The 25,952-nt window shown below is 57.7% G+C and carries 30 protein-coding genes and 1 riboswitch; of the genes, 15 read left to right on the top strand and 15 right to left on the bottom strand.

Annotated elements, in window-relative coordinates:
* Window positions 1-8 precede the first annotated feature (8 nt).
* Window positions 9-404, top strand: a complete 396-nt coding sequence (locus AC0TOY_RS24025) for a lysozyme inhibitor LprI family protein (RefSeq protein WP_267216721.1) — start codon at window positions 9-11, stop codon at window positions 402-404.
* On the opposite strand, the gene rutR is transcribed toward AC0TOY_RS24025, so the two are convergent.
* Window positions 401-1,039, bottom strand: coding sequence for an HTH-type transcriptional regulator RutR (gene rutR, locus AC0TOY_RS24020; RefSeq protein ID WP_025912986.1), 639 nt, complete (start codon window positions 1,037-1,039; stop codon window positions 401-403). The two genes, AC0TOY_RS24025 and rutR, sit on opposite strands and share 4 nt — an antisense overlap.
* 245 nt (window positions 1,040-1,284) lie before the next feature.
* Between rutR and rutA the strand changes: the two genes are divergently transcribed.
* The 7 genes from rutA to rutG are packed head-to-tail and all read left to right on the top strand — an operon-like array spanning window position 1,285 to window position 6,719.
* Window positions 1,285-2,376, top strand: a complete 1,092-nt coding sequence (gene rutA, locus AC0TOY_RS24015; RefSeq protein WP_023617762.1) for a pyrimidine utilization protein A — start codon at window positions 1,285-1,287, stop codon at window positions 2,374-2,376.
* Window positions 2,376-3,065, top strand: coding sequence for a pyrimidine utilization protein B (rutB, locus tag AC0TOY_RS24010; protein ID WP_048989847.1), 690 nt, complete (start codon window positions 2,376-2,378; stop codon window positions 3,063-3,065). Before rutA ends, rutB begins: the two co-directional genes overlap by 1 nt.
* Before the next feature lie 11 nt (window positions 3,066-3,076).
* Complete coding sequence (gene rutC / locus AC0TOY_RS24005; protein WP_248239905.1) at window positions 3,077-3,463, top strand: pyrimidine utilization protein C; 387 nt, start codon at window positions 3,077-3,079, stop codon at window positions 3,461-3,463.
* A 7-nt stretch (window positions 3,464-3,470) separates the two neighbouring features.
* Window positions 3,471-4,271, top strand: a complete 801-nt coding sequence (gene rutD / locus AC0TOY_RS24000) for a pyrimidine utilization protein D (protein WP_267214611.1) — start codon at window positions 3,471-3,473, stop codon at window positions 4,269-4,271.
* 9 nt (window positions 4,272-4,280) lie between these two features.
* A complete protein-coding gene (locus AC0TOY_RS23995) occupies window positions 4,281-4,871 on the top strand; it encodes a malonic semialdehyde reductase (RefSeq protein ID WP_370883889.1) in 591 nt (196 codons plus the stop codon).
* Between the two features lie 9 nt (window positions 4,872-4,880).
* Window positions 4,881-5,375: an NADH-dependent FMN reductase RutF gene (gene rutF / locus AC0TOY_RS23990; protein ID WP_023327078.1), complete on the top strand. Its 495-nt coding sequence runs from the start codon at window positions 4,881-4,883 to the stop codon at window positions 5,373-5,375.
* Window positions 5,376-5,396: 21 nt separating this feature from the next.
* Complete coding sequence (gene rutG, locus AC0TOY_RS23985) at window positions 5,397-6,719, top strand: pyrimidine utilization transport protein G (protein ID WP_463726870.1); 1,323 nt, start codon at window positions 5,397-5,399, stop codon at window positions 6,717-6,719.
* A gap of 73 nt (window positions 6,720-6,792) precedes the next feature.
* Here rutG and AC0TOY_RS23980 read toward each other — a convergent pair whose 3' ends face one another.
* From AC0TOY_RS23980 to AC0TOY_RS23965, 4 genes are all read right to left on the bottom strand, one after another.
* Window positions 6,793-7,314, bottom strand: coding sequence for a GNAT family N-acetyltransferase (locus AC0TOY_RS23980; protein ID WP_024909632.1), 522 nt, complete (start codon window positions 7,312-7,314; stop codon window positions 6,793-6,795).
* A gap of 6 nt (window positions 7,315-7,320) precedes the next feature.
* Complete coding sequence (locus tag AC0TOY_RS23975; protein ID WP_008499829.1) at window positions 7,321-7,590, bottom strand: type II toxin-antitoxin system TacA family antitoxin; 270 nt, start codon at window positions 7,588-7,590, stop codon at window positions 7,321-7,323.
* Window positions 7,591-7,651: 61 nt separating this feature from the next.
* A complete protein-coding gene (locus tag AC0TOY_RS23970) occupies window positions 7,652-8,569 on the bottom strand; it encodes a DMT family transporter (protein ID WP_407820512.1) in 918 nt (305 codons plus the stop codon).
* A gap of 116 nt (window positions 8,570-8,685) precedes the next feature.
* A complete protein-coding gene (locus AC0TOY_RS23965) occupies window positions 8,686-8,859 on the bottom strand; it encodes a con-10 family general stress protein (protein ID WP_024909630.1) in 174 nt (57 codons plus the stop codon).
* Between the two features lie 391 nt (window positions 8,860-9,250).
* Between AC0TOY_RS23965 and wrbA the strand changes: the two genes are divergently transcribed.
* Together wrbA and AC0TOY_RS23955 are read left to right on the top strand one after the other, a co-directional pair.
* The gene (gene wrbA, locus AC0TOY_RS23960) at window positions 9,251-9,847 is read left to right on the top strand and encodes an NAD(P)H:quinone oxidoreductase (protein ID WP_024909629.1); all 597 of its coding nucleotides are present in this window, start codon (window positions 9,251-9,253) and stop codon (window positions 9,845-9,847) included.
* A gap of 20 nt (window positions 9,848-9,867) precedes the next feature.
* Window positions 9,868-10,095, top strand: coding sequence for a YccJ family protein (locus AC0TOY_RS23955; protein WP_008499832.1), 228 nt, complete (start codon window positions 9,868-9,870; stop codon window positions 10,093-10,095).
* Window positions 10,096-10,130: 35 nt separating this feature from the next.
* On the opposite strand, the gene agp is transcribed toward AC0TOY_RS23955, so the two are convergent.
* Entirely contained in the window at window positions 10,131-11,372 is a 1,242-nt protein-coding gene (gene agp / locus AC0TOY_RS23950; RefSeq protein WP_048989858.1) for a bifunctional glucose-1-phosphatase/inositol phosphatase, read from the bottom strand.
* Between the two features lie 152 nt (window positions 11,373-11,524).
* On the opposite strand from agp, the gene AC0TOY_RS23945 reads away from it, so the two are divergent.
* Together AC0TOY_RS23945 and AC0TOY_RS23940 are read left to right on the top strand one after the other, a co-directional pair.
* Complete coding sequence (locus AC0TOY_RS23945) at window positions 11,525-11,968, top strand: winged helix-turn-helix transcriptional regulator (protein ID WP_473722679.1); 444 nt, start codon at window positions 11,525-11,527, stop codon at window positions 11,966-11,968.
* A gap of 125 nt (window positions 11,969-12,093) precedes the next feature.
* The gene (locus AC0TOY_RS23940) at window positions 12,094-12,888 is read left to right on the top strand and encodes an SDR family NAD(P)-dependent oxidoreductase (RefSeq protein WP_061715570.1); all 795 of its coding nucleotides are present in this window, start codon (window positions 12,094-12,096) and stop codon (window positions 12,886-12,888) included.
* A gap of 1 nt (window position 12,889) precedes the next feature.
* Here AC0TOY_RS23940 and AC0TOY_RS23935 read toward each other — a convergent pair whose 3' ends face one another.
* Window positions 12,890-13,249, bottom strand: coding sequence for a winged helix-turn-helix transcriptional regulator (locus tag AC0TOY_RS23935; protein WP_024909625.1), 360 nt, complete (start codon window positions 13,247-13,249; stop codon window positions 12,890-12,892).
* A 100-nt stretch (window positions 13,250-13,349) separates the two neighbouring features.
* Here AC0TOY_RS23935 and AC0TOY_RS23930 point away from each other — a divergent pair, with 100 nt between their 5' ends.
* Window positions 13,350-14,099: an SDR family oxidoreductase gene (locus AC0TOY_RS23930; protein ID WP_024909624.1), complete on the top strand. Its 750-nt coding sequence runs from the start codon at window positions 13,350-13,352 to the stop codon at window positions 14,097-14,099.
* A 1-nt stretch (window position 14,100) separates the two neighbouring features.
* Here the strand turns inward: AC0TOY_RS23930 and AC0TOY_RS23925 are convergent, their stop codons facing one another.
* The gene (locus AC0TOY_RS23925) at window positions 14,101-14,604 is read right to left on the bottom strand and encodes a DedA family protein (RefSeq protein ID WP_473722678.1); all 504 of its coding nucleotides are present in this window, start codon (window positions 14,602-14,604) and stop codon (window positions 14,101-14,103) included.
* A 160-nt stretch (window positions 14,605-14,764) separates the two neighbouring features.
* Window positions 14,765-14,934, top strand: a riboswitch (M-box (ykoK) riboswitch).
* Between the two features lie 60 nt (window positions 14,935-14,994).
* Here AC0TOY_RS23925 and AC0TOY_RS23920 point away from each other — a divergent pair.
* Entirely contained in the window at window positions 14,995-15,996 is a 1,002-nt protein-coding gene (locus AC0TOY_RS23920) for a magnesium transporter (protein ID WP_032648991.1), read from the top strand.
* A gap of 42 nt (window positions 15,997-16,038) precedes the next feature.
* Here AC0TOY_RS23920 and AC0TOY_RS23915 read toward each other — a convergent pair whose 3' ends face one another.
* On the bottom strand, window positions 16,039-17,115 hold the full coding sequence (locus AC0TOY_RS23915; protein ID WP_473722677.1) for a LacI family DNA-binding transcriptional regulator: 1,077 nt from the start codon (window positions 17,113-17,115) through the stop codon (window positions 16,039-16,041).
* 269 nt (window positions 17,116-17,384) lie between these two features.
* Between AC0TOY_RS23915 and AC0TOY_RS23910 the strand changes: the two genes are divergently transcribed.
* Entirely contained in the window at window positions 17,385-18,650 is a 1,266-nt protein-coding gene (locus AC0TOY_RS23910) for a maltoporin (RefSeq protein WP_061715573.1), read from the top strand.
* A gap of 104 nt (window positions 18,651-18,754) precedes the next feature.
* On the opposite strand, the gene AC0TOY_RS23905 is transcribed toward AC0TOY_RS23910, so the two are convergent.
* From AC0TOY_RS23905 to AC0TOY_RS23880, 6 genes are all read right to left on the bottom strand, one after another.
* Window positions 18,755-18,997 (bottom strand): PTS sugar transporter subunit IIB, encoded by a 243-nt coding sequence (locus AC0TOY_RS23905; RefSeq protein WP_073961589.1) that lies wholly within the window; start codon window positions 18,995-18,997, stop codon window positions 18,755-18,757.
* A 138-nt stretch (window positions 18,998-19,135) separates the two neighbouring features.
* Window positions 19,136-21,193, bottom strand: a complete 2,058-nt coding sequence (locus tag AC0TOY_RS23900) for a beta-galactosidase (RefSeq protein ID WP_473722676.1) — start codon at window positions 21,191-21,193, stop codon at window positions 19,136-19,138.
* A 29-nt stretch (window positions 21,194-21,222) separates the two neighbouring features.
* Window positions 21,223-22,425 carry a glycoside hydrolase family 53 protein gene (locus AC0TOY_RS23895; RefSeq protein ID WP_024909617.1) on the bottom strand — a complete coding sequence of 401 codons (1,203 nt, stop codon included), beginning with the start codon at window positions 22,423-22,425 and terminating at the stop codon, window positions 21,223-21,225.
* A 2-nt stretch (window positions 22,426-22,427) separates the two neighbouring features.
* Window positions 22,428-23,279 (bottom strand): sugar ABC transporter permease, encoded by an 852-nt coding sequence (locus AC0TOY_RS23890; protein ID WP_042715482.1) that lies wholly within the window; start codon window positions 23,277-23,279, stop codon window positions 22,428-22,430.
* 11 nt (window positions 23,280-23,290) lie between these two features.
* Window positions 23,291-24,595, bottom strand: a complete 1,305-nt coding sequence (locus tag AC0TOY_RS23885; RefSeq protein ID WP_061715575.1) for a carbohydrate ABC transporter permease — start codon at window positions 24,593-24,595, stop codon at window positions 23,291-23,293.
* Between the two features lie 57 nt (window positions 24,596-24,652).
* Window positions 24,653-25,867 (bottom strand): extracellular solute-binding protein, encoded by a 1,215-nt coding sequence (locus AC0TOY_RS23880; protein ID WP_024909614.1) that lies wholly within the window; start codon window positions 25,865-25,867, stop codon window positions 24,653-24,655.
* Window positions 25,868-25,952: the final 85 nt, after the last annotated feature.

Genomic DNA, 25,952 nt, shown 5'->3' with positions numbered 1-25,952 from the left:
AGGGGATGATGAAAAGAGTATTTCTCGCAGGCGCAGCGCTGCTGCTGAGCGCCAGCGCGCTGGCCGACGAGTGCGACAAAGCGACCACCCAGCTTGAGCTGAATACCTGTAGCGCGCAGCAGTACCAGGCTGCCGATAAAAAGCTCAACCAGACCTATCAGGCCGCCATCAAGCGTGCGGCTGCCCCCCAGCGCGATCTGCTGAAAAAAGCGCAGCAGGCGTGGATTGCCCTGCGCGACGCGGACTGTGCGTTTATCGGTTCGGGGACGGAAGGCGGGAGCGTCCAGCCAATGATTGTTAACCAGTGCCTGGCGGAAAAAACCGTGGAGCGCGAAGCGTTTCTGGCCTCGCTGATGCAGTGCGAAGAGGGCGACTTAAGCTGCCCTCTCCCACCGGGGAACTAACGCAGGCGGATCCCTTCGATAATCATCCGCTGCACGTTTTCCAGGGTGCTGTGGAAAAACGCTTCGTCCTGGAGCGTTTTTCCAGTCACCGCCTCGACCTGGGCCGCAAAGTCAGCGTAATGCTGGGTGGAGGCCCAAATCATAAAGATCAGATGATGCGGATCGACCGGAGCCAGTTTTCCGCTGGCCACCCATCCGGCGATAATGGCCGACTTATCGTCCACCAGCTGTTTTAAATCTCCGGTTAATTCCGCCTGCAACAGCGGCGCCCCCTGCAGCATCTCAAGACAAAACAGCCGTGAAGCCTGCGGGTAATCGCGTGACACCTCCAGCTTCAGGCGAATGTACTCCCTGATCGCCACCAGCGGGGCCAGCTCTTCGCGGAACGCTTTCAGCGGCGCCAGCCAGATATCGAGGATCTGCTGCATCACCGCGACATAGAGCGCCTCTTTCGACGGGTAGTAGTAGAGCAGATTGGTTTTGGATACCCCGGACTGCTCCGCCACCTGCTCCAGGCGCGTGCCGTGAATACCAAACTGCGAAAAGGTCTCCAGCGCCGCGCTGAGGATCGCCTGTTTCTTAGCGCTCACCGCCTGCGAACGTTTACCTGGTGTTTTCACTGCGCCTTGTGTCATTCCCGCTCTCCTTATTCTGCGTTGCCCTCAGCATAGCAAAACCCCCGTCTCGCCACGACATCCTGCACTCCGATCGCGCATGAATGCCTGTTTTCTGTGCAATGTTTTTGACCAGTTAGTCCACATTTAATCGAATCAAACCACCAACTTCTGATTAACACATTAATAACAAAGCCATTTTCAAAACTGGCACTGCCTTTGCAAAAACACCGTTACACCTGCGACGTAATGAAGAGAGGTTCGTGATGAAAATTGGCGTATTTGTACCCATCGGCAACAACGGCTGGCTTATCTCGACCACTGCACCGCAATACATGCCGACCTTTGAGCTGAATAAAGCCATCGTGCAGAAAGCGGAGCACTACCATTTCGACTTTGCGCTTTCGATGATCAAGCTGCGCGGCTTCGGCGGCAAAACCGAATTCTGGGACCACAACCTGGAGTCCTTCACCCTGATGGCCGGGCTGGCCGCGGTCACCTCGCGGATCCAGATCTACGCCACCGCTGCCACCCTCACCCTGCCCCCGGCGATCGTGGCGCGCATGGCCTCCACCATCGACTCCATCTCCGGCGGGCGCTTTGGCGTCAACCTGGTCACGGGCTGGCAAAAACCGGAGTACGAGCAGATGGGGCTCTGGCCGGGGGACGATTACTTCTCGCGTCGCTACGACTACCTGACCGAGTACGTGCAGGTCCTGCGCGATCTGTGGGGTACCGGCAAAAGCGATTTCAAGGGTGACTTCTTCACCATGAACGACTGCCGCGTCAGCCCGCAGCCGTCGGTGCCGATGAAGGTGATTTGCGCAGGGCAGAGCGACGCGGGAATGGAATTCTCGGCGAAATACGCCGACTTTAACTTCTGCTTCGGTAAAGGTGTGAACACGCCTGCCGCCTTCGCCCCGACCGCCGCGCGCATGAAAGAAGCCGCCGACAAAACCGGGCGCGACGTGGGCTCCTACGTGCTGTTTATGGTGATTGCCGACGAAACCGACGACGCGGCGCGCGCGAAATGGGAGCGCTATAAGGACGGCGCCGACGAGGAAGCCCTGAGCTGGCTCACCGAGCAGAGCCAGAAGGATACCCGCTCCGGCGCGGACACCAACGTTCGTCAGATGGCCGACCCGACCTCCGCCGTCAATATCAACATGGGCACCCTGGTCGGCTCGTACGCCAGCGTTGCCAGAATGCTCGATGAAGTGGCGGCCGTTCCCGGTGCGGAAGGCGTCCTGCTGACCTTCGATGATTTCCTCACCGGCGTGGAAACCTTCGGCGAGCGCATCCAGCCGCTGATGCAGTGCCGCGCCCACATCCCTGCCGTCACGAAGGAGGTGGCGTAATGACGACCCTTAACGCACGCCCGGAAGCCATCACCTTTGCGCCGCAGCAGAGCGCGCTTATCGTGGTGGACATGCAAAACGCCTACGCCAGCCAGGGCGGCTATCTGGATCTGGCGGGGTTCGACGTCTCCGCCACCCGGCCGGTGATTGAGAACATTAAAACCGCCGTCGCCGCCGCGCGCGCCGCGGGGATGCTCATTATCTGGTTCCAGAACGGCTGGGACGACCAGTACGTTGAGGCAGGCGGCCCCGGCTCGCCCAACTTCCACAAGTCGAACGCCCTGAAAACCATGCGTAAACGGCCCGAGCTGCAGGGCAAACTGCTGGCGAAGGGCGGCTGGGATTATCAGCTGGTGGATGAGCTGGTCCCGCAGGCGGGTGATATCGTCCTGCCCAAACCGCGCTACAGCGGCTTTTTCAACACGCCGCTCGACAGCCTGCTGCGCAGCCGGGGCATTCGCCACCTGGTCTTCACCGGCATTGCCACCAACGTCTGCGTGGAGTCGACCCTGCGCGACGGCTTTTTCCTCGAGTATTTCGGCGTGGTGCTGGAAGACGCGACTCATCAGGCCGGGCCGGAATTTGCCCAGAAGGCGGCCCTGTTCAATATCGAAACCTTTTTTGGCTGGGTCAGCAGCGTCGCCGAGTTTTGCGATGCCCTGAATCCTCCGCTCGCCCGTATCGCCTGAGGAGACACACGATGCCGAAATCCGTAATTATCCCGCCGGGCACCAGCACGCCTATCGCCCCGTTTGTTCCCGGCACCCTCGCCGACGGCGTGGTGTATGTCTCCGGCACGCTGCCGTTTGATAAAGACAACAACGTGGTGTTTATCAACGACCCAAAGGCGCAAACCCGCCACGTGCTGGAGACGATCAAAACCGTGATCGAAACGGCGGGTGGCACGATGGAGGATGTGACCTTCAACAGCATCTTTATCACCGACTGGAAAAACTACGCCGCGATTAACGAAATCTACGCGGAGTTCTTCCCCGGCGATAAGCCGGCCCGTTTCTGCATTCAGTGCGGGCTGGTGAAGCCGGACGCGCTGGTGGAAATCGCCACCGTTGCGCACATTGTGAAGTGAGGCGGCCATGAAACTCTCCGTCTCACCGCCCCCGTATGAGGGTGCGCCCGTGGTGGTCCTTATAGCCGGTCTCGGCGGCAGCGGCAGCTACTGGCTGCCCCAGCTGGCCGCGCTGGAACCGGAGTATCAGGTGGTGTGCTATGACCAGCGCGGAACGGGCAATAACCCCGACGCCCTGCCGGAAGGGTACAGCCTGGCACAGATGGCGGACGAACTGGCCCAGGCGCTGGCTGAGGCCGGGATCGCGCGCTACAGCATCGTCGGCCACGCGCTGGGGGGGCTGGTCGGCCTGCAGCTGGCCCTCGACAGGCCCGACGCCCTCACCGCGCTGGTGTGCGTCAACGGCTGGCTGACCCTCAACGCCCACACCCGCCGCTGCTTTCAGATCCGCGAGCGCCTGCTGCATTACGGCGGCCCGCAGGCGTGGGTTGAGGCGCAGCCGCTGTTTCTCTACCCGGCAGACTGGATGGCCGCCCGCGCCCCCCGCCTGGAGGCCGAAGAGGCCCTGGCGCTGGCACATTTCCAGGGCAAAGCCAACCTGCTGCACCGGCTCAGCGCCCTGAAAAAGGCCGACTTCAGCCGCCACGCCGCACGCATCCGCTGCCCGGTCCAGATCATCTGTTCCGCCGACGACATGCTGGTGCCCTCTGTCTGCTCGTCTGAGCTGCAGGCAGCGATCCCGCACAGCCACAGCGCGGTGATGCGCCAGGGCGGACATGCCTGCAACGTCACCGAGCCGGACACCTTTAACACCCTGCTGCTGAACGGGCTGGCCAGCCTGCTGCACAGTCATGAACACGCTTTATAAGGAGCTGTAATGAGCGAAGCCATTAATCCCACCGCGCTGGAAACGCTGTTCACCGGCGCCCGCACCCATAACGGCTGGCAGGATATTGCCGTCAGCGACGAGACGCTGCGCGAAATCTACGACCTGATGAAATGGGGGCCAACCTCCGCCAACTGCTCCCCGGCGCGCATTGTGTTTGTGCGAAGCGCGGAGGGAAAAGAGAAGCTGCGCCCGGCGCTCTCCAGCGGCAACCTGGAGAAAACGCTCACCGCTCCGATCACGGCGATTGTCGCCTGGGACAGTGAATTCTACGAGCGCCTGCCTGAACTGTTCCCGCACGGCGATGCCAGAAGCTGGTTTACCGCAAGCCCCGCGCTGGCGGAAGAGACGGCTTTTCGCAACAGCTCGCTGCAGGCCGGCTACCTGATTTTCGCCTGTCGCGCTCTGGGGCTGGATACCGGCCCGATGTCGGGCTTTGACCGACAAAGGGTCGACGAGGCCTTTTTCACCGGCACGACGCTTAAAAGCAATCTGCTGATCAACATTGGCTACGGCGACCCGGGCAAACTTTACGGCCGCCTGCCGCGCCTGACCTTCGACGATGCCTGCGGGCTGGCGTAAGGAGCGATGATGACGACACCGGATAAACAAACCTTTCGCGACGCCATGGCCTGCGTCGGCGCGGCGGTGAATATCATCACCACCGACGGTCCCGCGGGGATGGCAGGCTTCACCGCCAGCGCGGTGTGCAGCGTCACGGATTCCCCTCCCACCCTGCTGGTGTGCCTGAACCGCGGCGCGTCCGTCTGGCCGACGTTCAGCGAAAACCGCACGCTGTGCGTGAATACCCTGAGCGCCGGGCAGGAGCCGCTCTCAAACCTGTTTGGCGGCAAAACGCCGATGGAAGAACGCTTCGCCGCCGCCCGCTGGCAGACGGGCGACACCGGCTGCCCGCGCCTGGAGGATGCGCTGGCCTCGTTTGACTGCCGCATCAGCCAGGTGGTGAGCGTCGGTACCCATGACATTCTGTTTTGCGACATTGTTTCGATTATTCGCCACCCCGCGCCGCAAGGGCTGGTGTGGTTTGACCGCGGCTACCACGCGCTTATGCGCCCCGCCTGTTAACCCGCTTTAAGGAGACAGACCATGTTCGGATTTCCCCACTGGCAGTTGAAATCGACCTCCACAGAAGCAGGCGTGGTCGCGCCGGATGAACGCCTCCCGCTCGGGCAGACGATGGTGATGGGCGTCCAGCACGCGGTTGCGATGTTTGGCGCTACGGTGCTGATGCCGATGCTGATGGGGCTCGATCCCAACCTCTCTATTCTGATGTCGGGTATCGGCACCCTGCTGTTCTTTTTTGTCACCGGCGGGCGCGTGCCCAGCTATCTGGGATCCAGCGCCGCCTTTGTCGGCGTGGTTATTGCCACCACCGGGTTTAACGGCCAGGGGATCAACCCCAACCTGAGCGTGGCCCTCGGCGGCATCATCGCCTGCGGTCTGGTGTATACCCTGATTGGTCTGGTGGTGATGAAGATCGGCACGCGCTGGATCGAGCGCATGATGCCCCCGGTCGTAACGGGCGCCGTGGTGATGGCGATTGGCCTGAACCTCGCCCCGATTGCGGTCAGGAGCGTCTCCGCCTCACCGTTTGAAAGCTGGATGGCGGTGATCACCGTGCTGTGTATCGGCCTGGTGGCGGTGTTCACGCGAGGCATGATCCAGCGGCTGCTGATTCTGGTCGGGCTGATTGTTGCCTGTCTGGTGTATGCCCTGCTGGCGAACGTTTTTGGTCTCGGCAAGCCGGTGGATTTTACCCTGCTGCATCAGGCCGCCTGGTTCGGCCTGCCGAAAGTGACCTCGCCCACCTTTAACACCCAAGCGATGATGCTTATCGCACCGGTGGCGGTGATCCTGGTGGCAGAGAACTTGGGTCACCTGAAGGCGGTCGCGGGAATGACCGGGCGCAGCATGGATCCATACATGGGCCGCGCGTTCGTCGGCGACGGGCTGGCAACCATGCTCTCTGGTTCCGTGGGCGGCAGCGGCGTCACCACCTATGCCGAAAACATCGGCGTAATGGCGGTGACCAAAGTCTACTCGACGCTGGTCTTCGTGGCGGCGGCGGTGATGGCGATGCTGCTCGGCTTCTCACCGAAGTTCGGCGCGCTGATCCACACCATTCCGTCACCGGTGATCGGCGGGGCCTCAATCGTGGTGTTTGGGCTGATCGCCGTGGCCGGCGCGCGCATCTGGGTGCAGCATCGGGTCGATCTCAGCCAGAACGGCAACCTGATTATGGTGGCGGTCACGCTGGTGCTGGGCGCGGGCGATTTTGCCCTGACGCTGGGCGGCTTTACGATCGGCGGGATTGGCACGGCGACCTTCGGCGCGATCCTGCTTAACGCCCTGCTGAGCCGCCGGATGGCTGCTGCGCCGCAGGGCGAGGTGGTGCGTCAGGATTCGTGAAATCTCAATGTCGGGTGAAGGCTATGCCTTACCCGACCTTTACGTTCCGTAAGAACACCCTAATGTCAGGAAATCACGCCTGCTCAAACAGTCGTTCGATAGATTTTGTAGGAAAGAAAAGAGAATGGCTGTTTTCACCCGTCAGCGGAATAAAACCCTGCTTCAGATAAAATCGTTTTGCCCGGTCATTGAGTGCATCAACAAATATTCCGTGTACGCCCACCGCCTGCGATGCCAGATAGACAACCCGCATGGCATGCGTGACGAGCGTCGTTCCCCACTCCTGTCCCTGCAGGTCTTTATGTATCGCCAGACGTCCCAGCGTTACGCTCGGTACGTTGCTATAAGGGATCCGACGCTGCTGAGTCTTAGAAGGCAGCATCGCTTTTTCAAAACAGCTCCCAGACAACGTGTAATAGCCCAGGACTCGCGGACGATCGCGCTCTTTAAGCAGATAGCCTCGTAAAATACGCCCATTGTGCTGACGCACCAGATGTTCTGTGAGGAAGACATTTAGCGAGGGTTCACCACAATCGAAATCCCTGAAATCATAATCTTTTCCCTCTGAAAACATTTCGACCGTGAGATTGTCCACGACGCTTCACTCCATGTTTCGAAGACGTTTTGCCGCTCGCTTCAGGCGTTCATTTGGCTCTGGCGGATTGTCGATGGCATCCATCACCGCATTCCATGATGCTTCGTTTAAGACGAGACGCCGATGCTGTTCGATGACCTCCGCAGCGCGCTCTGACGCACTGTTCACCATAAACTGGGTGATCGTTTGGTTCGTCATCGCCGCCGCTTCTTCAATCATTGTTTTGTCTTCGTCCGTTAAGCGAAGATCGATACGCTGTTTTTTAAGTGCTGGCATGATTTACTTCATCGTGTACGGTAATTATCCGTACACATCGTAGATAAACCCGTCTATTTTTTCAATCTAAACCTTCTTCAGCTGTCATATCGCTCACCTGGCTCCGACGTTTTCTGAGCTTCAACTCGCTCACCAGCACCCCGGCGACAATAAATGCCGCGCCCACCAGGGCCAGCAGCGGCAGACGTTCCCCGGCCAGTCGCCCGAAAATGCCCGCCCAGACAGGTTCACCGGTATAAATCACCGTCGCGCGGGTTGGCGATACGCTGCGCTGCGCCCAGTTCATGGTGACCTGAATAATTGCGCTGAAGATACCCAGACCCAGTGCGACCACAATCAGCCCAGTGGACATCGGCGGCACGGACTCCCCTGCCGGAACCATCGTCGCAAAGGCCACCAGCGAGGCCGTGGCGAGCTGCACCACCGTCACCCGCTTGACGTCCACCTTGCCCGCCCAGGCGCTGATCAGGATAATTTCCGCCGCAATCGCAACCGCCCCGACGAGGGTGATGATCTCGCCCGGCCCCAGCGCCAGGAGGTTGTTTTCCGGCCCGGCCAGCAAAATCAGACCGATAAACGCCAGCACGATGCCAATACAGGACATCAGACCGGGCAGCCGCCCCAGGCACAGCCACTGCAATAGCGGCACCAGCGGCACGTACATCGCGGTGATAAACGCGGATTTGCTGCTGGAGATGGTCTGCAATCCCCACGTCTGCAGGCTGTAGCCCATCGCTATCGCGACACCAATGGCCACGCCGGCCTTCAGCTCTTTGAGCGTCAGACCCCGCAGCGTGTTAAGCGAAATCAGCCCTACGGCAAGCGCCGCCGTCGCAAAGCGCAGGCCAACGAAGAAGAACGGATCGCTGAGGGTCACCGCGTACTGAACGGCCAGAAACGTCCCGCCCCAGAACATGGTGATGAGAATGAGGATGGCTTCCTGCGGTTTTACGGAGAATTTAAAGCGTGAGACAGACATGCGGCACCAGCAAGTGAGAACAATTCTGTAGTGTGCGTTGCCTTTGGTTACAGTTCAATGTTGCAGAAATAAAAAACCGCCGGGAGATCCCGGCGGCAGGGGTTCAACCCGGCGTGTTACTTACTGCTGCTGCCGTGGCTGTTTTTACCCCCTTTCTTGCCAGCTTCAGATGCGCGTTGCGGGTCATTCTTGAAGTTGCCCCCGCTATGCTGGCCACCTTTACGGCCTGCTTCTGATGCTCTTTCACGGTCTTCTGCGAAATTACCTGAACCACCACGATGGTTTGCCATCTCTAACCTCCAGAATGTGAAACATTAGACATCATATTGCATTCAGTAAAAGAGGATTCTTTCACCTCGCAACACAAGGACAGTGCCTTTATCTGTGCCGCGTGAAACTAAGCTTAGTGGAATGCCGCTATCCGGCAAGCCGCAGGTAATATTCTGCAACATGAACTCAGCCTTTCGGGTGAGATGACGCGACGGGAATGCATAAACCTTTCTTATCATTTTAAAAATCCGCACCGGGAAAGTTGTATCATTTTGCTACAAAGTCATTTTTCTACGCATGTTGTTATAAATCAAATAAATGGCGTTCATTTTTGCAGTCTGGCTGTGATGACATATCTTTAAAAGAACGCAGCGATCCGCTGTCAGAAAAACCAACGAGGAGTGATGCAAAATGGCAAAAGTTCTGGTGCTCTATTATTCCATGTATGGACACATTGAAACCATGGCTCACGCGGTAGCAGAAGGTGCAAACAGGGTTGATGGCGTTGAGGTTGTGGTCAAACGCGTACCGGAAACCATGCAGGCGGAAGCCTTCCTGAAAGCCGGGGGTAAAACACAAAACGCCCCGGTCGCCACCCCGCAGGAGCTGGCGGATTATGATGCCATTATCTTCGGCACCCCGACCCGCTTCGGCAATATGTCGGGCCAGATGCGCACCTTCCTCGATCAAACCGGCGGACTTTGGGCATCCGGGGCGCTTTACGGCAAACTCGCGAGTGTATTCAGCTCTACCGGGACCGGCGGCGGCCAGGAGCAGACGATTACCTCAACCTGGACTACCCTTGCTCATCACGGGATGGTGATTGTGCCGATTGGCTACGGCGCACAGGAGCTGTTTGACGTTTCCCAGGTGCGCGGCGGTACGCCGTACGGCGCAACCACCATTGCCGGTGGGGATGGCTCACGTCAGCCAAGCAATGAAGAACTGTCTATTGCCCGCTATCAGGGTGAATATGTCGCGGGTCTGGCCAAAAAACTGAACGGCTAACACCCAACAGGAGGACAAGCATGCCAACTCAAGAATCCAAAGCTCACCACGTGGGCGAATGGGCAAGTTTACGCAACACCTCTCCGGAGATTGCCGAAGCTATCTTTGAAGTCGCGAAGTACGATGAAAAGCTGGCCGAGCAAATTTGGGAGGAAGGTAACGATGAGGTGCTGGTGCGCGCCTTCGAAAAAACGGACAAAGACTCGCTCTTCTGGGGCGAGCAAACCATCGAACGTAAAAACGTCTAAGCGTTTCCCCCCGCCATCACGCGGGGGGTTCTCTTTTATTTCGCCGCGTTATTCATCACCGCATTGAATTTATCGACAGGACAGAAGCCGTTCGCATCTACCGGGCAGCCCTTCAGCTCCAGCGTCACGCGCTGCGCCGGAGACTGCAGCGACAGCACGCTGGCGTTACGCAGCTGCTCTGAGCTCTGGTAGACATACTCAATTTTCATCAGCTCCTGGTTGGCATTTTTGTCGTGCCAGCGCTGGAAGACAATTTTGCCGCCAATCGGGGTGCGCTCCTGCTGGTCGTGCAGCTGATAGGGTTTGAAATCCAGGGCGGTGAGCAGGGAAGCAATGTTCGAATCATGCCCCACCAGCAGGGTGATTTTCGGCGCTTTCGCCTGGTCGGTGACCAGGGTTTTATCGATATATTTCACCAGCGGCTTCGCCACGTTTTGTGCCACCTCGGTGGAGGTAAACAGCGAATCCTGATAGCCGTTCTTCAGCTTCGACAGCACGCGCCACTGCTGGTCGGTCTTGATTTCGCCCCAGGCCACCTGGTCGGCCGGGAAGCCTTCGTAATACTGCAGCGTGAACGCATCCACCAGCGAGTTACCCACCTTCAGCGGCCCGGATACGCCAGGCTCTTTTTCATAGTCGGCGCTGAAGGTATCTTTCGCATCCGCCAGCGAGCAGACTTTTTTCTCCTTGCACGACGGCGAATCGGCGTAGTTTGTCATCTGCTCCAGCAGCTTGTAGCTGTCTGCGAGCTGCATTTTCTGCCGCTCGGCCTCCATCGCCTTCAGCGCTTTTTCGCGGAATTCAGGTGAGTTGTCGGTAATCACCGGATTGAAGGTCGGATCCATGGTGCCCATTTTTTCCTGATGGTGCACAGGAACGTCGCAGCCCGGGAACGCGCCGGTGATAAAGAACTGTGCGGTCGCGACGGTACGCTGCAGGCTGTTGGCATAAGCGTAAACGCTATCCGCCGCTGGACATTCTCCCGTCTTCACCATCCCCTGCTGCGCCAGCCACTCGCGCATGTAATGGCCCATATACACTTCCAGCACGCCGCCTTTAGTGGTGAGCTGACCGCCCGGGACCTCCCACTCCGGCCACTGCTTCGGCGTGGACTGCTCCAGCACGCTGCCGTTGTTGGCGAGCGGCGCGCGCAGGTTATGGCGACTCATGATTAAAACTTGCTCCAGCTGATACCCTTCCGGCGTCTCTTGCGCCTGCACGCCAAACGTTGCTGAAATGGAACCGGCGACTGCCAGCGCGAGTAGTGCTTTTCTCATCCCTAATTCCTCACTCGTTTTAAAATGTCGCGCTCAGTGTGACAGATTGGTGACAATTTTCCGGGAAGCATTTCTCAAACTGATGATTAACCTGCTTACGACGCGCGCAGATTAGTTTTATAATAAAACCACACCCTACCGGAGAATTGACCGTGAAACGTACCCGCCTCGAAGAGAGCACCTGCCCCGTCGCCCGTTCGCTGGATATCATCGGCGACTGGTGGTCGCTGCTGATCGTCCGCGACGCGCTCCGCGGGATTAAACGCTTCGGCGAGTTTCAGAAAAGCCTCGGTATTGCGAAAAACATGCTGACCACGCGGCTCAAGCTGCTGTTAGACGAAGGCATTCTCCGGCTTCAGCCCGCCTCCGACGGCAGCGCCTGGCAGGAGTATGTCCTGACCGAAAAGGGGCGCGCCCTGCAAACCGTGCTGGTTGCCCTGTCCCAGTGGGGGAATGAATTTTTGTTTGCTGAAAACGAATGCGGCACCGTGCTGGTCGATTCCGAACAGCGCAAACCCCTGCGCAAACTGGCGCTTATCGCCGACGATGGGCGCGAACTGACGCCTGAAGAGATCGTGGCTAAACTCCCCTCCTGACCGTTCCCGACGGCAAAAGCACAAAATGATCGCCAATATGGTTGCATTATAAAACCAAATAGCAGAGAGTTAATTCAGTTTCATCTTGAAACCAAATAACCCACTTTGCTTTGAGGTAACACACGATGACTACGCAAATCACCACCGCCCTGATCACGGGTGCCTCCTCCGGGATTGGCGCCGTTTATGCCGATCGTCTTGCCGCGCGCGGTGCCAACCTGGTGCTGGTCGCTCGCCGCGAGGATCGCCTGAAAACCCTCGCCGCCGACCTGCGCGCACGCTATGGCGTGGCCGTCGATATTCTGGTGGCCGATCTTACCGATGAAGCCGGGATCAGCGCCGTGGAAGAGGAGCTGCGCAGCAATACCGCCATTGATACGCTCATCAACAACGCGGGCACCGCGCAGATGGCACCGTTCCTCGCGGGCGAGGTAGCGCAGCATCAGGCCATTAACACCCTGAACACCACGGCGCTGATGCGTTTGACCTACGCCATCCTGCCCCGTCTGGCGCAGAATAATCGCGGCACGCTGATCAATATCGCCTCCGTGCTGGCCCTGCACGTCCGGGCGGGAAGCGCGCTATACAGCGCCACTAAGGCGTGGGTACTGAGCTTTACCCGTGGGTTACAGGAAGAATTTGCCGAGAGCAGCGTGCGCATTCAGGCCGTGCTGCCCGCCGCCACGGCGACGGAAATCTGGAGCCATTCAGGCGTCACGGTGGACGATCTGCCGGAAGGTTCGGTAATGACCACCGACGATATGGTGGATGCGTCGCTGGCGGGTCTGGATCAGGGTGAACCGATCACCATCCCGCCGATGCATGATGCAGGCCTGTGGGAGCGCTACGAAGCGGCGCGCCTTGAGCTGTTTAGCAGCGCGCGCACCGGCATCCCGGCACCGCGCTACGTAAAACAGTAGCCTAACGCTGAAGCTGGTCGCCGTACTCGCTCATCCAGGCGGCCAGCGGCGAGAGCGCATCCTGCAGGGTTAACCCCAGCCCGGTAATCTGATACTCCACGCGCGGCGGGATCTCCGGGTAGACCGTCCGCGTCACCAGCCCGCGCTGTTCAAACAGGCGCAGCTGCTTCGTCAGCTCTTTCTGGGTGATGGGGGCAGCCGCCCGCAGCAGGTCGCCAAAGCGTACGGGCGTATTAAAGACAATCAGGCGATAGAGAATGGGGATCGCCCATTTGCCGGAAATCAGGTTCACAAACTGCGTCATCGGGCAGGTATACGCCTCAGATTTTTTTTCACAGCACTCCTCCAGCATTTCTGCCATAGCACACCTCTTGCCTATTTACTATCCATTTGGTACCTGGTTTCCTTTCGATACTAACGTTTCTATAGTGCTTTCTCCAGAGACATTTCAGGAGAAGAACATGGGTCGTTTAACCGATAAGTATACGTTGATTACCGGCGGCACCAGCGGCATCGGTCTTGCCACCGCGCAGGCGTTTATCGCCGAAGGGGCGCGCGTCGCCGTGACCGGACGCAACCCGGACACCCTCGCCGAAGCAGAGCGCATTCTGGGCGATAAGGCCTGGGTGATCCCAACCGATGCGGGCGATATCGCGTCGCAGAAAGCGCTGGCGGAAACCCTCGCCGCCCGCTGGCCGCGCCTCGACGCGGTGTTTCTCAACGCCGGCGACGTAACGCACGCGCCGCTGGAAGCCTGGCAGGAGGATGCGTGGGATCGCCTGATGAACATCAACCTGAAGGGACCGTTCTTTTTAATTCAGGCGCTGCTGCCGCTGCTGAATAACCCGTCGTCGGTGATCCTCTGCGGCTCCGTGAGCGCGCGCATCGGCCTGCCCACCAGCAGCGTGTATGCCGCGAGCAAGGCCGCCCTGCTGTCGCTGGCGCGTACGCTGTCGGCGGAGCTGCTGCCGCGCGGGATCCGCGTTAACGGCCTGAGCCCCGGTCCGGTGGAAACCCCGGCCTTTACCAAAACGGGCTTAAGCGAAGAGGCGCTTAACGCAATGATGGCAGAGATCATCAAGCTGGTGCCGCTCGGCAGAATGGGCTCGACGACGGAGCTGGCAAAAGCCGCGCTCTATCTGGCGTCCGACGAGTCGAGCTACACGGTAGGAACGGAGCTGCTGGTGGACGGCGGCATGGGGAGTTTGTAACTCAAAAGGCGCTGATGCCGGTGACGATGCCGACATACAGCGCCGCCCATACGCAGGCGGAAATCAGGCTGACGGCGTAGACCTTTGCTGCATTCAGCCTGAGCATCCCCGCCGCCAGCGGGACGATGTAACGCAACACCGCCAGAAATCGCGACGTAAAGAGCACGATGACACCGTTCTTTTGCAGCTGATGCTGTACCCGCAAGAACTTGTCGGCATGCTTTGAGGTAAAACGCGTGACCAGCCGGGTGTGCCCCATCATCTGGCCGATATGGTAGTTCAGCACCGAACCCGCCGTTGCCCCCATCACCACGGCCAGCCACGCCAGCGCAGGATGCATGCTCGCCTGGCTGACGGTCATGCCCGCCAGCAGCATCACCGAGGCGGGCGGCAGCACGGAGGAGATCAGCACCGTCGACTTGCCCAGCGCCATCATAAATAACAGCGCGAACAGATGTGCCGGATACAGCGCAAAATGATTCAGCAGATTATCAAACCACGCCATTTGCTTCTCCTCCGTTGATTATATAATCCTCCATTAGAAATGAATGACCTTAAATAAACCATCAACGCTTTATTAAATAAGATTCTCCTAAACCGTTCTTAAACATTATTTAATTTCCCGAGCGGCAATATCAAATAAGCGTATTATTTCCCTCGCTTTACAACGATCTCGTTATGGCGAGGCTCCTGTACAAATACACGTTATCGCTCTGGTAGGTTCGAGAGAATCGACACAGGGTAAAACAGGCACTGTCGAATCAAGGCTTTGTCAGTATAACTTCCCTCACGGGATACGGTGTACAGTGCTGAACCCAGGACGTGGGGATCTCCTCTTCGACATGCCCTGTCTTGCTCGCCCCTGAGAGATTTTATTATTCAAAGGGAATTCACTATGTCTTACGCTATTCACAACCAAAACCTGGCATTCAATGACAGCGCGATCGCGCAATATATGAATACCGATTTTATTGTCCTCGATATTTCATTATGCGTGGCGCTGGCGCGCGAGCAATTCTTCGAAAAATTAAAAGACGACGATATTCCGTCTCATATTTTTATTGAAGACAATGGCCGCCTGGCGGGCATGATTGCCGTGCGTAAATTGCTGCAGACCGCCGATACGGTACAGCCGGTGAAATCGCTGATGATTTCGCAGTTTTTGCAGGTCAAACCGGAGGATGAACGTGCCGACGTTGCCGGGCTGCTGGCGCACGGCGGCGCGGACGTGGTGCCCGTGGTCACCCACGGCAAGCTCGTCGGCTGTCTGACCGAGCGCGAAATCGCCCATCTGCTGGAAGATGACGTCACCGAAGATGCTCAGCTTCAGGGGGCGACGCTGCCGCTGGAGAAGCCCTATCTGGACACCAGCCCGTATAGCCTGTGGAAAAAACGCTCCGTCTGGCTGCTGCTGCTGTTTGTCGCGGAGGCCTACACCAGCTCGGTGATCCAGCATTTTGAAGAGGCGCTGGAGTCCGCCATCGCGCTGGCGTTTTTTATTCCGCTGCTGATCGGCACGGGCGGCAACAGCGGGACGCAGATCACCTCCACCCTGGTGCGCGCCATGGCGCTGGGGGAAGTGCGTCTGCGCGACGTTGGCCGCGTGCTGCGTAAAGAGATGACCACCTCGCTGATGATTGCCGCCACGCTGGGTCTGGCCGGATGCATCCGCGCCTGGATGATGGGGATTGGGCTGGAAATCACGCTTATCGTCAGCCTGACGCTGGTGTGCATTACGCTCTGGAGTGCGATTGTGTCGTCCGTCATTCCAATGGTGCTCAAGCGCTGCGGCATTGACCCGGCGGTCGTCTCCGCGCCGTTTATCGCGACGCTTATCGACGGTACCGGGCTGATTATCTACTTCAAAATTGCCCAGTACACGCTGGGGCTGGAGTAACCCTGCGAGCACCTCTTTCCTGCGATTGAGGTGCTCACTGTGCTACACATCACCCAGTTGATGCGCAATCTCGCGCAGCTGCTGGGCCAGCGCCTGGAGGTTTTTTCCCTTCTCCCCTTTCGGCCCGGTGGACTGACGCACCACCAGACGGGCAGGTAAAATTGAGGACATGCGCTGGGCATTCTCTTCACCGCTGTCGAGAATGCGGCGCACCGCCTCTTTACCCTGCAGATCTAAATCCAGCGATACCGTCGTCAGCGCCGGGTAGAAGAATGAGCTTTCATAGGTGTCATCGTAGCCAATCACCGACTTCTCGCCCGGAATTGAAATCTGCTGCTGATGGAACGCGCTCAGCACGCCGAGCGCCATCTGGTCGTTCGCCACCAGCACGGCGGTAAACTGCGCCGTTTCCCGCAGCATTTGCAACGCTCCCGAATAACCGCTTTGCGCATCCCAGTTGCCGCGAATGACCGATGCTGGCTCCAGACCGTAGCCCTTCAGGGTCTCGATCCAGCTTTTCAGCCTCAGCTGCGCCGACACGGAAGACGCCGGCCCCGCCAGCAGGGCAATGTCGCGATGCCCCAGCTCGTAAAGATATTTGACGCTGGCGCGGGTGCCGTCCGCCGGATTAAACGAAACGTTAAACACGGAACTGTACGGGTCAACGTCGAGGAACAGGCAGACAATGTCGTCGTTGTCGGCGGCGATTTTCTGCGCCGCTTCAGCCTCCAGCGGCACGTTGATGATCACTTTGCTCACCAGCTGGGATTTCAGCTCGTTGATGGAGTCCTGGATGCTGTGGTTGACGTTCTCATCAATCATTGAGATCAGTACCTGGTAGCCTTCCACATTGGCATAGCGTTTCACCGCCGCCGCAACCTGCGAAGGCGCGTGCAGCGCCAGCGAAATGGTCACCAGCCCAACGGTCTGGCTCTGCTTGCCCACCAGCTGCTGAGCCAGTCGGTTGGGTACATACCGCAATAACTCTATGGATTTCTCCACCTTGATGCGCGTGGCGTCGGATACATTGGCAGATTTATTCAGTACCCTGGACACGGTCTGATAGGAGACGCCCGCATGGCGTGCCACGTCCTCTAACGTTGCGCTTTTCGACTTCATGGTCCGGTTCCTTATGTTGTTATGCGCTGATTGTAACAGGGGTGCTGAAAAAAAACGCTTACCACCCTCTCGCTGTGGGCATAACACCATCAAAAAGTATGACGCTCACAATGCCATAATTTGTGTCCGATCTCATTACTCGTAACAAAATTGTCTATTTTATTTGCAGTTAATCACACATTTCGGATCGTGCAATTGCCAGTTAACGGGTTTAGGCATTTTATGACAGCGGATTTGTGAACGTATTACAAAACAATAAGAGGGTTACAATGAACACGACGATCCGCTCTGTATCTGTTGCGTTGGCTGCCGCGCTGGCATCGCCTTCGCTGTTTGCAGCGTCTTCAGTACCGATTGATTTTCATGGATATCTTCGCTCCGGCGTGGGCGTCTCACGGGATGGTGGGATGGAGGAGTGGCAAAAAAACAAAATTGGCCGTCTCGGGAACGAGGCCGATACCTACGGCGAGCTGGAGCTGGGCTCCGAGGTATACAAAAAGAACGACGTCAGTTTCTATCTCGACAGCATGGTGAGCATGGTCTCAGACGGCTCCAACGACAATGAAACCACCTTAGATGACGATGCCCAGTTCGGCCTGCGCCAGCTTAACCTGCAGATCAAGGGGCTGATCCCCGGGGATCCCAATGCGGTGATTTGGGGCGGTAAGCGCTACTACCAGCGCCATGACCTGCACATCATTGATACCAAATACTGGAATATTTCCGGCTCCGGTGCGGGTATCGAGAACTACACGCTTGGCCCGGGCGCAGTCTCCGTTGCGTGGATCCGCGGCGATGCCAACGACGTGGACTACCGCGTGGATGGCGACAGCGACGTTAACATCAACTACATCGACCTTCGCTATGCGGGCTGGAAGCCGTGGGCGGGCGCGTGGACGGAAGTGGGTATTGATTACGCCATGCCAAACCCGACCAACAAGCAGAAAGAGTACGGCGGACTGTACGAGGCCGATAACGGCGTAATGGTCACCGGTGAGATCAGCCAGGATATGTTTGGCGGCTATAACAAGCTGGTGCTGCAGTACGCCAATAAAGGTCTGGCCCAGAACATGGTGTCACAGGGTGGGGGCTGGTACGACATGTGGAACTACGTGAACGACGCCACCGGCTACCGCGTGATTAACACCGGCTTAATTCCGATTACCGACAAGTTCTCCTTTAACCACGTTCTGACATGGGGCTCGGCAGACGACACCACGCAGTACACGGACAAATCACGCCTGGTATCGCTGGTGGGGCGCGCGCAGTATCAGTTCACCGAGTACGTGCGTCTGATTGGCGAAGTGGGCGGATTCTACCAGGAAGATACTTATACCGACGGCACTAAGTACAAGCAGAGCGGCGAGAAGTACACCCTCGCGCTGGGGCTGGCAGACGGACCTGATTTTATGTCGCGTCCTGAGCTGCGCGTCTTTGCCTCTTACCTGAATGACTCCGAAAAAGGGCAATCCTTCGAAGATGGCACCGCGAATAATACCTGGAACTTCGGTGTGCAGGTCGAGGCCTGGTGGTAAGTCGTAATTTATAATTTGCGTTAATCGTTATCGTATCTCCAGCAACCTGCAGTCTATTTTACTGCTTTGGGATAGCCATTACTTTGGCTATCCCTTTTTTATATTTACTGATTAAAATGTTCGTCTAATAATTTCCGTAATGTATCAGACTGCCTGCCGAATATAGCGTGCACCTGCTGGCCGATAATAATCACCCCCAGCGCCCCCTCATTCTGTATCGCCTGGGAATCGACCTTATTTAAATCTTTTACCGTCACGCGCAGGCGGGTAATACAGGCTTCGACGTGCTCGATATTATCGTCGCCGCCAAATGCCGGAATTAAACGCTGAGTAATTTGACTGTCCATAATACGCCTCTCTGTATGCAGATAAAAAAATGCCTGCTCGGGGAGCAGGCGTTTTGTGCCTTGTTGCCGGGTGGCGCTGCGCTTACCCGGCCTACGGGTTTTGTAGGCCCGTGCAAGCGCAGCGCCGCCGGGCGGTTCTTACGCTTTACGCCTGAGCACCCGACAGTCCCAGGGAAGCAGCACGATATCGCCCGCAGCGGCGGCATCGGTCATGCAGTCGGTATACCCCTGCGGCAGCGTGATGAGCTGCTGCTGGGCCGTGTAGTTCTGCACAAACACCCAGGCGGTTTCGCCATCCGTGCGCGCCGTCGTGACCACGCCCGGCGGGAAATCCCCCTCGACCGCGCGCGGCAGCGCCAGCTCGTCGATAATCCCGGCAAAGAAATCGCGCTGGAACGGCAGATCGTTACGCGACGCCACGTGCCACGCCTTGCCTTTGCCAAAGCGGTTGACCGTCACCGCAGGGCGACCGGCGTAGAAATCATCCCGGTAGGTCGCCAGCGCCTGCGCGGATTCAGTATGGATCAGCTCGCACAGATGCCTGACCTGATACGGCCCCTGCAGGCCCGCCGCATTGCCCACCAGCCCCTGAACCAGGTTTCGCTCCCCCTCGCCCAGGCAGTCAATCTCTTCCGCCCAGATGCCGAGGAGCTTGCGCAGCGGGCCCGGGAAACCGCCGAGGTGGCAGAGATCGGTCTCATCCACTACCCCGCTCCAGTAGGTCGTCACCAGATGCCCGCCCGCGGCCACAAAGGCTTCCGCCCGCTCGGCGAAACCTTCGCGCACCATGTAGAGCATGGGGGCAATCACCAGCGCGTAGCGGCTCAGATCGCCGTCAGCGTCGATGACGTCGACCGCGATGCCCTTTTCCCAGAACGGACGATAGTGTTCGTTGACGGTTTTTTCGTACTCCAGCCCCATGTTGCGCGGGCCTTCGGCATCGTCCAGCGCCCAGCGGTTTTGCTGGTCAAAGATAATGGCCACGCGCGCGTCGGTGCGGCACCCCACCACCTCAGGCAGACGGGCCAGCATCTCCCCCAGACGCGTCACTTCGCGCCCGACGCGGGTATCAAGATGCCCCACGTGATCGATAATCGCACCGTGGAATTTCTCCACCGACCCGCGGCTCTTACGCCACTGGAAGTACTGCACCGAATCCGCCCCGTGCGCCACCGCCTGAACAGAGGAGAGAATATGCATCCCCGGCTTTTTCAGCTTGCTGGTCGGCTGCCAGTTGGTGGTGCTCGGCGTGGACTCCATCAGCACAAAGGGTTTACCGCCCTTCAGGCTGCGCATCATGTCGTGGTACATGGCGGTATAGCAGGCCAGCTGCGTTTCGTCTTTCTCCCTGTGCCACATCGGGTAGCTGTCCCAGGAGATGAAGTCGATCGCTTTCGCCAGCTGCCAGTAGTCATAATCGTAGAAATACTCCATAAAGTTGGTCGTTACCGGCAGGTCGGCATTGGCGGCCTTCAGCGGCGCCACTTCATGCTGGCAAAAATCGGTGACCTGCGCGGTATTGAAGCGGCGCCAGTCGAGATTCAGGCCGTGAATCGACACTTCCCCCTGCGGCGCGGGGGACTCAATTTGCGACCAGTCGGTGTAGGTATGGCTCCAGAAGGTGCTCCACCACGCATGGTTCAGCGCGTCGAGGGTTTTGTAGCGCGCCTTTAGCCAGTCGCGGAAGCGTTCCTGGCACAGGCTACAGTGGCATTCGCCGCCGTACTCATTGGAGATATGCCAGCCCAGCACCGCCGGATGATGCGAATAACGCGCCGCCAGCAGGCTGTTAATTTTCATCGTCTTTTCGCGGTAAACCGGAGACGACATGCAGTGGTTGTGACGCCCGCCGTGCAGCGCGGGGACGCGGTTGCGTCCGACGCGCAGCACTTCAGGATATTTTTGCGACATCCATGCCGGACGCGCGCCGCTCGGCGTAGCGAGAAATATATGAATGCCCGCCGCATAGAGTTTTTCAATAATGCTGTCCAGCCAGGCAAAATCATATTCCCCTTCCTGAGGCTCCAGTTTCGCCCAGCTAAATATCCCCACCGACATGACATTACATTTCGCCTGCTGCATCATGGCGATATCTTTTTCAATAATACCGGGGTAATTCTCCCATTGCTCCGGGTTATAGTCGGCGCCATGCAATAACGCCGCGACCTTTGGACTTAAAGGCGCAAATTTATTCATATTTAAAACGTCCTGAATGAAGATAAAAACTAGTTAAATACCGTGATTGACGGCAGCACTTTGCCCTGGCAATCAAATAACGCCTGATTCTCACGGGCATTACCCTCTTTCCACTCGTCATGGATATATTTCATGCCGGTTTTGGTGGCCCACGTGGTGCCCGGAACGGCAATCCAGGTCGGTTCCCAGTAAAAGATGCCCTTGCCGCGACGGTCAGGCACATCAATCACGGACTGCATTAAATCGTGAATATAGTCGTACTGACCCTGAACGGTGCCGGGATAGCCGCCGTCCTTTTCCTCTTTAGCCTGGAAGCTGTTCTCGGCGTTATCGCAGTTCTCCAGCGTATAGCCATAGGCCGCTTCCACCACAATCACGTCTTTGTTATAGCGCCTGCTGATGTCATCCATGTTGGTCTTCAGCGCGCTAATCGGGCCGTTCCAGTAGGTGTACATCGACAGGCCGATGATATCGAACGGCACGCCGCGCTTCGTGATTTCATCAAACCACCAGCGGAAGGTGTCATTTTTGGTGCCTTCAGCCAGATGCAGCATGATTTTCACCTGCTCGCCGTCGGTCAGGTTCTCCTTCAGTCCACCAATCGCGGCGTTGAGCAGCCCGGCCAGGCGGTCGAATTCGCCGCCGCCCTGCCCCCAGCTTTTCCCTTCCGGCCACAGCATGCCGCCGTTAATTTCGTTTCCTATCTGCACCATGTCCGGCAATACGCCCTCTTTCTTAAAGCGGGCAATCGTGTCGCGGGTGTAGTCATGAATTGCCGTTTTCAGCTGCGGGTAGCCCATCTTCTCCCAGGCTTTTGGCTTAAACTGTTTGCCCGGATCGGTCCAGAAGTCGCTGTAGTGGAAATCGAGCAGCAGCTTGAGGCCCTGCGCCTTTACGCGCTTCGCCAGCGCGAGGGTGTTTTCGAGATTATTACTGCCGCCGCCGTAGGTGTTGCCGTCGGCATCCTGCGGGTCAACCCACAGGCGCAGGCGCACGGTGTTCACCCCGTTAGCCTTCAGGATCGCAATCGCGTCCTGCTGCTGGCCGCTGTTGTTATAAAATTTGGCGCCGTGCTGTTCCGCTTCCAGCAGCGTCGAAATATCCGCGCCCTTGATAAAGTCCGCGGGCATGGCGTTAAAAGGACGCGTTTTCACCCCGTCCGCCGCAAACGCGCTCGCGGCAAGGCCGCAGGAGAGGCAAACGGCAAGTAAAGCAGGTTTGAGTCTTTTCATGATTATCCTTTGGTACTCCCGGAGGTCAGGCCGGAGACGAAGTATTTTTGTAATGCCAGATAGAGGATCGCTACCGGCACCGCAATCAACACCGCGCCTGCCGCGTAGGTGGTGTAGCTGGCACCCATTTTTTGCGCCACCAGGTTATAGAGCCCGATGGGTAAGGTGTATTTGTCCGGGGTGCGCAGAATCGTGCTGGAGAGGATGAAATCCCCCAGCGGCCCGGTGAAGGAGAACAGCGCCACCACCGCCACAATCGGCTTCGAAAGCGGCATGATAATTTCGATGAAAATCCGGAAATTACTGGCCCCGTCCATGCGCGCGGATTCATCCAGATCTTTCGGGATGGCGTCGAGGTAACCTTTCATCAGGTAGGTATTCATCGGGATCATGCCGCCCACGTAGATCAGCACCAGCGCCAGATGGCTGTTGATGAGGCCCAAAAGCTGCGACAGCACGAAAATGGCAATCAGCGCCGAGAACTGGGGGATCATCTGCAGGAGCAGGAACAGCATCAGCCCGTTCTGGCGTCCCTTAAAGCGAAAGCGCGAAAAGGCATAGGCGGTAAAGCTGACGCTGATGAGGGTCAGTACCATGGTCAGGAAGCTGATTTTCATCGAGTTCCAGTACCAGGTCATGTAGTTCACCTGGCCGTTAAACAGGTCGGCATAGTGCTGCACCGAAAAGTTCTCAGGAATAATTGAGGAGCTGAGCAGGCTATTACCCGCGTTAAACGACGCGCCGACCGTCCACACCAGCGGGTAGATGATAATCGTCGACACCAGCACGATAACCAGCCAGGAGAGCGAGAGGCGTACCCACTTCTCACGTTTAATACTTTGTGATTGAGCCATTGTTACGTCCCTTACGCCATGTCGTCGTTTTTGAAAGATTTGGTGGCGCGGAACTGCCACAGCGCCAGACCGACGACAAAGATCGACAGCAGGATAGTGATGGTCGCCGCAATCGCGTACTGCGACGACGACATGGTGAGCTTGTAGATCCACGACACCAGGATATCTGTCCCACCCGCATTGGACCCCACCACCGCTGGTCCGCCGTTATTGAACAGGTAGATGATGTTGAAGTTATTGAAGTTGAAGGTGTATTGGGTAATCAGTATTGGCGCAATGGAATAAAGCACCAGCGGCAGCGTGATGGTGCGCAGCTTGGTCGCACTGCTGGCCCCGTCCATGGTGGCGGCTTCGTACAGATCGTCAGGGATCGCCTGCAGCACGCCGGTGGTCATAGCAAAAACAAACGGGAAGCCGAGCCAGGTCTGCATCAGGATCAGCGCCGTTTTGGTCCAGAACGGATCGGTCATCCAGGCTTTCGGCGCAATGCCGAAGAAGGCCAGAATGGCGTTGTTTATCACACCGAAAGAGTCATTGAACATTCCGGCAAACACCAGAATGGTGACAAAACCCGGCACCGCCCACGGCAGAATGAAAATGGTGCGGATAAGCGGCTTAAAGCGCAGGTCTTTCTGGTTCACCAGGATAGCCAGCAGCACGCCCACGGTACATTGCAGCGTGGTGGCGAGCAGCGTCCAAACCACCGTCCACTGCAGGACGTCGAAGAAGGTTGAGCGCCAGATGGAGAGCGTGAAAATATTGACGAAGTTCTTAAACCCAACCCAATCCACCAGCTTAGCCGGCGGCGTGTGGTAAAGATTGTAGTTAGTAAAGGCGATGGCAAAACCGAACAGGATCGGGAAAACCACCACAAACACCAGCAGAATAAAGCCCGGCGTGATCATCAGATACGGAAAGCCGTCGCTTAGCAGCATCTGATACTGCTTACGCACGCTGTTTAGCCCCAGCCCTTCATCACGTTTTCGACCGTTAACCCAGGCATCGCGCATCGACAGGTAATACACCATCACGCCAAAGGCGGCGATCAGTACGCTAATGATCCCTTCTGCCAGCAGGAAGATGGAGTTATCCCGCGGCACTTCCTCCCCCAGCGTCACCAGCCCCCAAAGCCCTTCGCGCAGGAAATCGGCAAAAACGCCGATAAAACTGGCCAGCAGCACCAGGAAGATAACGCCCTTCAGCCACTGGCGGTGATAGAACTGGCCGAAGCCGGGGATGACCGCCAGCAGCAGGCCGGTCCAGGCGTGACGCCCGGCCCCGTGCGGTCTGGCAAAATTTTCCGGGATGATACTCACAGACAACTCCTTTCAATAAAACGGGAGAGTGGCCTCCCGTTCTGCGACGTCAGAAAATTACTGGTTGCTGGCCTGCATGGCTTCGATTTGCATCTGGACCTGTTTCTCTGCGCCGTCCAGCGCGGCTTTGGGATCCTGTTTGCCGGTCAGGCTCAGCTCCAGCGCGGCGTTGGCCGGCCCCCAGACTTCGCCCATTTCAGGGATACCCGGCATGGCGGTGGCTCGCGCGGCCTGCACCGCAACGGCGCTCGCCTTCTCGTCGTTCTTGATTACCGGATCGTCGATCATTGCGGTCAGCGGCGGGATCTCCCGCGTGGCCACGTAGCGGGTTTTCACGTACTGCGGCTTGTTGATGAATTCGATAAATTTCTGCGCCAGCGCTTTGTCCTTGCTCCAGGTGGAAACGACGTAGCCTTTCACGCCGAGGAAGGAGCTCATTGGCTTGCCGTCCGGCAGCGTGGGCAGCGGCGCCACGCCGTAGTTGATGCCTGCCGCTTCATAAGGCTGGAACGCCCACGGGCCGTTGATGACGGCTGCCGCTTTCTTTTCGGTAAACAGGGAGTCGATTGCGTTCAGGCCGTTGTCGCCGACTATCCCGGCAGGGAAAATCTCGTCAGCGTAGAATTTTTTCAGGTACGTCACGGCTTCTACCGCGCCCGGCTTGTTCAGGCCGACGTCGCTGGCGTTATAGCCGCCTTTATCGTTTTGACCGAAGATGTAGCCTCCCATCGGGGAGATCGCGCCCCAGCTGTAGTAAATCTGATCGAACTTGGCGAGCAGACCGTACTGGTTTTTTGCGCGCTGCTGTTTAGAAAAGTCATACCAGTCCTGCAGCGAGTTGAGCGGCTTGTCGATGAGATCTTTGTTGTAGATCAGCACCAGCGTCTCAACCGCTTTCGGCACGCCGTAGAGGGCGTTATCCATTTTGAAGGCGTTAATCGAGGCCGGGGTGTACTGTTCGGTCTGCTTATTGTCCAGATTCAGGGGGGTCAATAACCCTTGTACGACGGCGCCGCCCAGCTGATCGTTAGGAATGACCAGCACGTCCGGGCCAATGCCTGCCGGGCCGTCCAGGCGCAGTTTTTCCAGCTGCTGTGCGTAAGGGGTTTCCTGCACGTTGACCTTAACGTCGTACTGTTTTTCAAAGTCCGCGACCGCATCTTTAATACCGGACGACTTCTTGATGTCTTCCCAGACGTTAAGCTGCGCGGTAGCGTGAGCCTGAACCGCGAGCGTAGAGAGGATCAGAGCAGCGAGTATGTTCTTTTTCATTATCAACCTCATGTGAAGGTATAACAATTTTATGGTTGTTATTGCATCTGACGCCCTACAAACCCCGCTATACATCCTGTTAAAA

It is taken from the genome of Enterobacter sp. PL_is379 (genome assembly GCF_055817355.1).
Note: the sequence above shows the minus strand (reverse complement) of the source record. Positions and strands in the feature narration are given on the sequence as shown.

Excerpts from the sequence above, each read along its gene's own strand:
- AC0TOY_RS24025 (WP_267216721.1), top strand. The coding sequence starts at position 9 with ATGAAAAGAGTATTTCTCGCAGGCGCAGCGCTGCTGCTGAGCGCCAGC.
- rutR (WP_025912986.1), bottom strand. The coding sequence starts at position 1,039 with ATGACACAAGGCGCAGTGAAAACACCAGGTAAACGTTCGCAGGCGGTG.
- rutA (WP_023617762.1), top strand. The coding sequence starts at position 1,285 with ATGAAAATTGGCGTATTTGTACCCATCGGCAACAACGGCTGGCTTATC.
- rutB (WP_048989847.1), top strand. The coding sequence starts at position 2,376 with ATGACGACCCTTAACGCACGCCCGGAAGCCATCACCTTTGCGCCGCAG.
- rutC (WP_248239905.1), top strand. The coding sequence starts at position 3,077 with ATGCCGAAATCCGTAATTATCCCGCCGGGCACCAGCACGCCTATCGCC.
- rutD (WP_267214611.1), top strand. The coding sequence starts at position 3,471 with ATGAAACTCTCCGTCTCACCGCCCCCGTATGAGGGTGCGCCCGTGGTG.
- AC0TOY_RS23995 (WP_370883889.1), top strand. The coding sequence starts at position 4,281 with ATGAGCGAAGCCATTAATCCCACCGCGCTGGAAACGCTGTTCACCGGC.
- rutF (WP_023327078.1), top strand. The coding sequence starts at position 4,881 with ATGACGACACCGGATAAACAAACCTTTCGCGACGCCATGGCCTGCGTC.
- rutG (WP_463726870.1), top strand. The coding sequence starts at position 5,397 with ATGTTCGGATTTCCCCACTGGCAGTTGAAATCGACCTCCACAGAAGCA.
- AC0TOY_RS23975 (WP_008499829.1), bottom strand. The coding sequence starts at position 7,590 with ATGCCAGCACTTAAAAAACAGCGTATCGATCTTCGCTTAACGGACGAA.
- AC0TOY_RS23970 (WP_407820512.1), bottom strand. The coding sequence starts at position 8,569 with ATGTCTGTCTCACGCTTTAAATTCTCCGTAAAACCGCAGGAAGCCATC.
- AC0TOY_RS23965 (WP_024909630.1), bottom strand. The coding sequence starts at position 8,859 with ATGGCAAACCATCGTGGTGGTTCAGGTAATTTCGCAGAAGACCGTGAA.
- wrbA (WP_024909629.1), top strand. The coding sequence starts at position 9,251 with ATGGCAAAAGTTCTGGTGCTCTATTATTCCATGTATGGACACATTGAA.
- AC0TOY_RS23955 (WP_008499832.1), top strand. The coding sequence starts at position 9,868 with ATGCCAACTCAAGAATCCAAAGCTCACCACGTGGGCGAATGGGCAAGT.
- agp (WP_048989858.1), bottom strand. The coding sequence starts at position 11,372 with ATGAGAAAAGCACTACTCGCGCTGGCAGTCGCCGGTTCCATTTCAGCA.
- AC0TOY_RS23940 (WP_061715570.1), top strand. The coding sequence starts at position 12,094 with ATGACTACGCAAATCACCACCGCCCTGATCACGGGTGCCTCCTCCGGG.
- AC0TOY_RS23935 (WP_024909625.1), bottom strand. The coding sequence starts at position 13,249 with ATGGCAGAAATGCTGGAGGAGTGCTGTGAAAAAAAATCTGAGGCGTAT.
- AC0TOY_RS23930 (WP_024909624.1), top strand. The coding sequence starts at position 13,350 with ATGGGTCGTTTAACCGATAAGTATACGTTGATTACCGGCGGCACCAGC.
- AC0TOY_RS23925 (WP_473722678.1), bottom strand. The coding sequence starts at position 14,604 with ATGGCGTGGTTTGATAATCTGCTGAATCATTTTGCGCTGTATCCGGCA.
- AC0TOY_RS23920 (WP_032648991.1), top strand. The coding sequence starts at position 14,995 with ATGTCTTACGCTATTCACAACCAAAACCTGGCATTCAATGACAGCGCG.
- AC0TOY_RS23915 (WP_473722677.1), bottom strand. The coding sequence starts at position 17,115 with ATGAAGTCGAAAAGCGCAACGTTAGAGGACGTGGCACGCCATGCGGGC.
- AC0TOY_RS23910 (WP_061715573.1), top strand. The coding sequence starts at position 17,385 with ATGAACACGACGATCCGCTCTGTATCTGTTGCGTTGGCTGCCGCGCTG.
- AC0TOY_RS23905 (WP_073961589.1), bottom strand. The coding sequence starts at position 18,997 with ATGGACAGTCAAATTACTCAGCGTTTAATTCCGGCATTTGGCGGCGAC.
- AC0TOY_RS23900 (WP_473722676.1), bottom strand. The coding sequence starts at position 21,193 with ATGAATAAATTTGCGCCTTTAAGTCCAAAGGTCGCGGCGTTATTGCAT.
- AC0TOY_RS23895 (WP_024909617.1), bottom strand. The coding sequence starts at position 22,425 with ATGAAAAGACTCAAACCTGCTTTACTTGCCGTTTGCCTCTCCTGCGGC.
- AC0TOY_RS23890 (WP_042715482.1), bottom strand. The coding sequence starts at position 23,279 with ATGGCTCAATCACAAAGTATTAAACGTGAGAAGTGGGTACGCCTCTCG.
- AC0TOY_RS23880 (WP_024909614.1), bottom strand. The coding sequence starts at position 25,867 with ATGAAAAAGAACATACTCGCTGCTCTGATCCTCTCTACGCTCGCGGTT.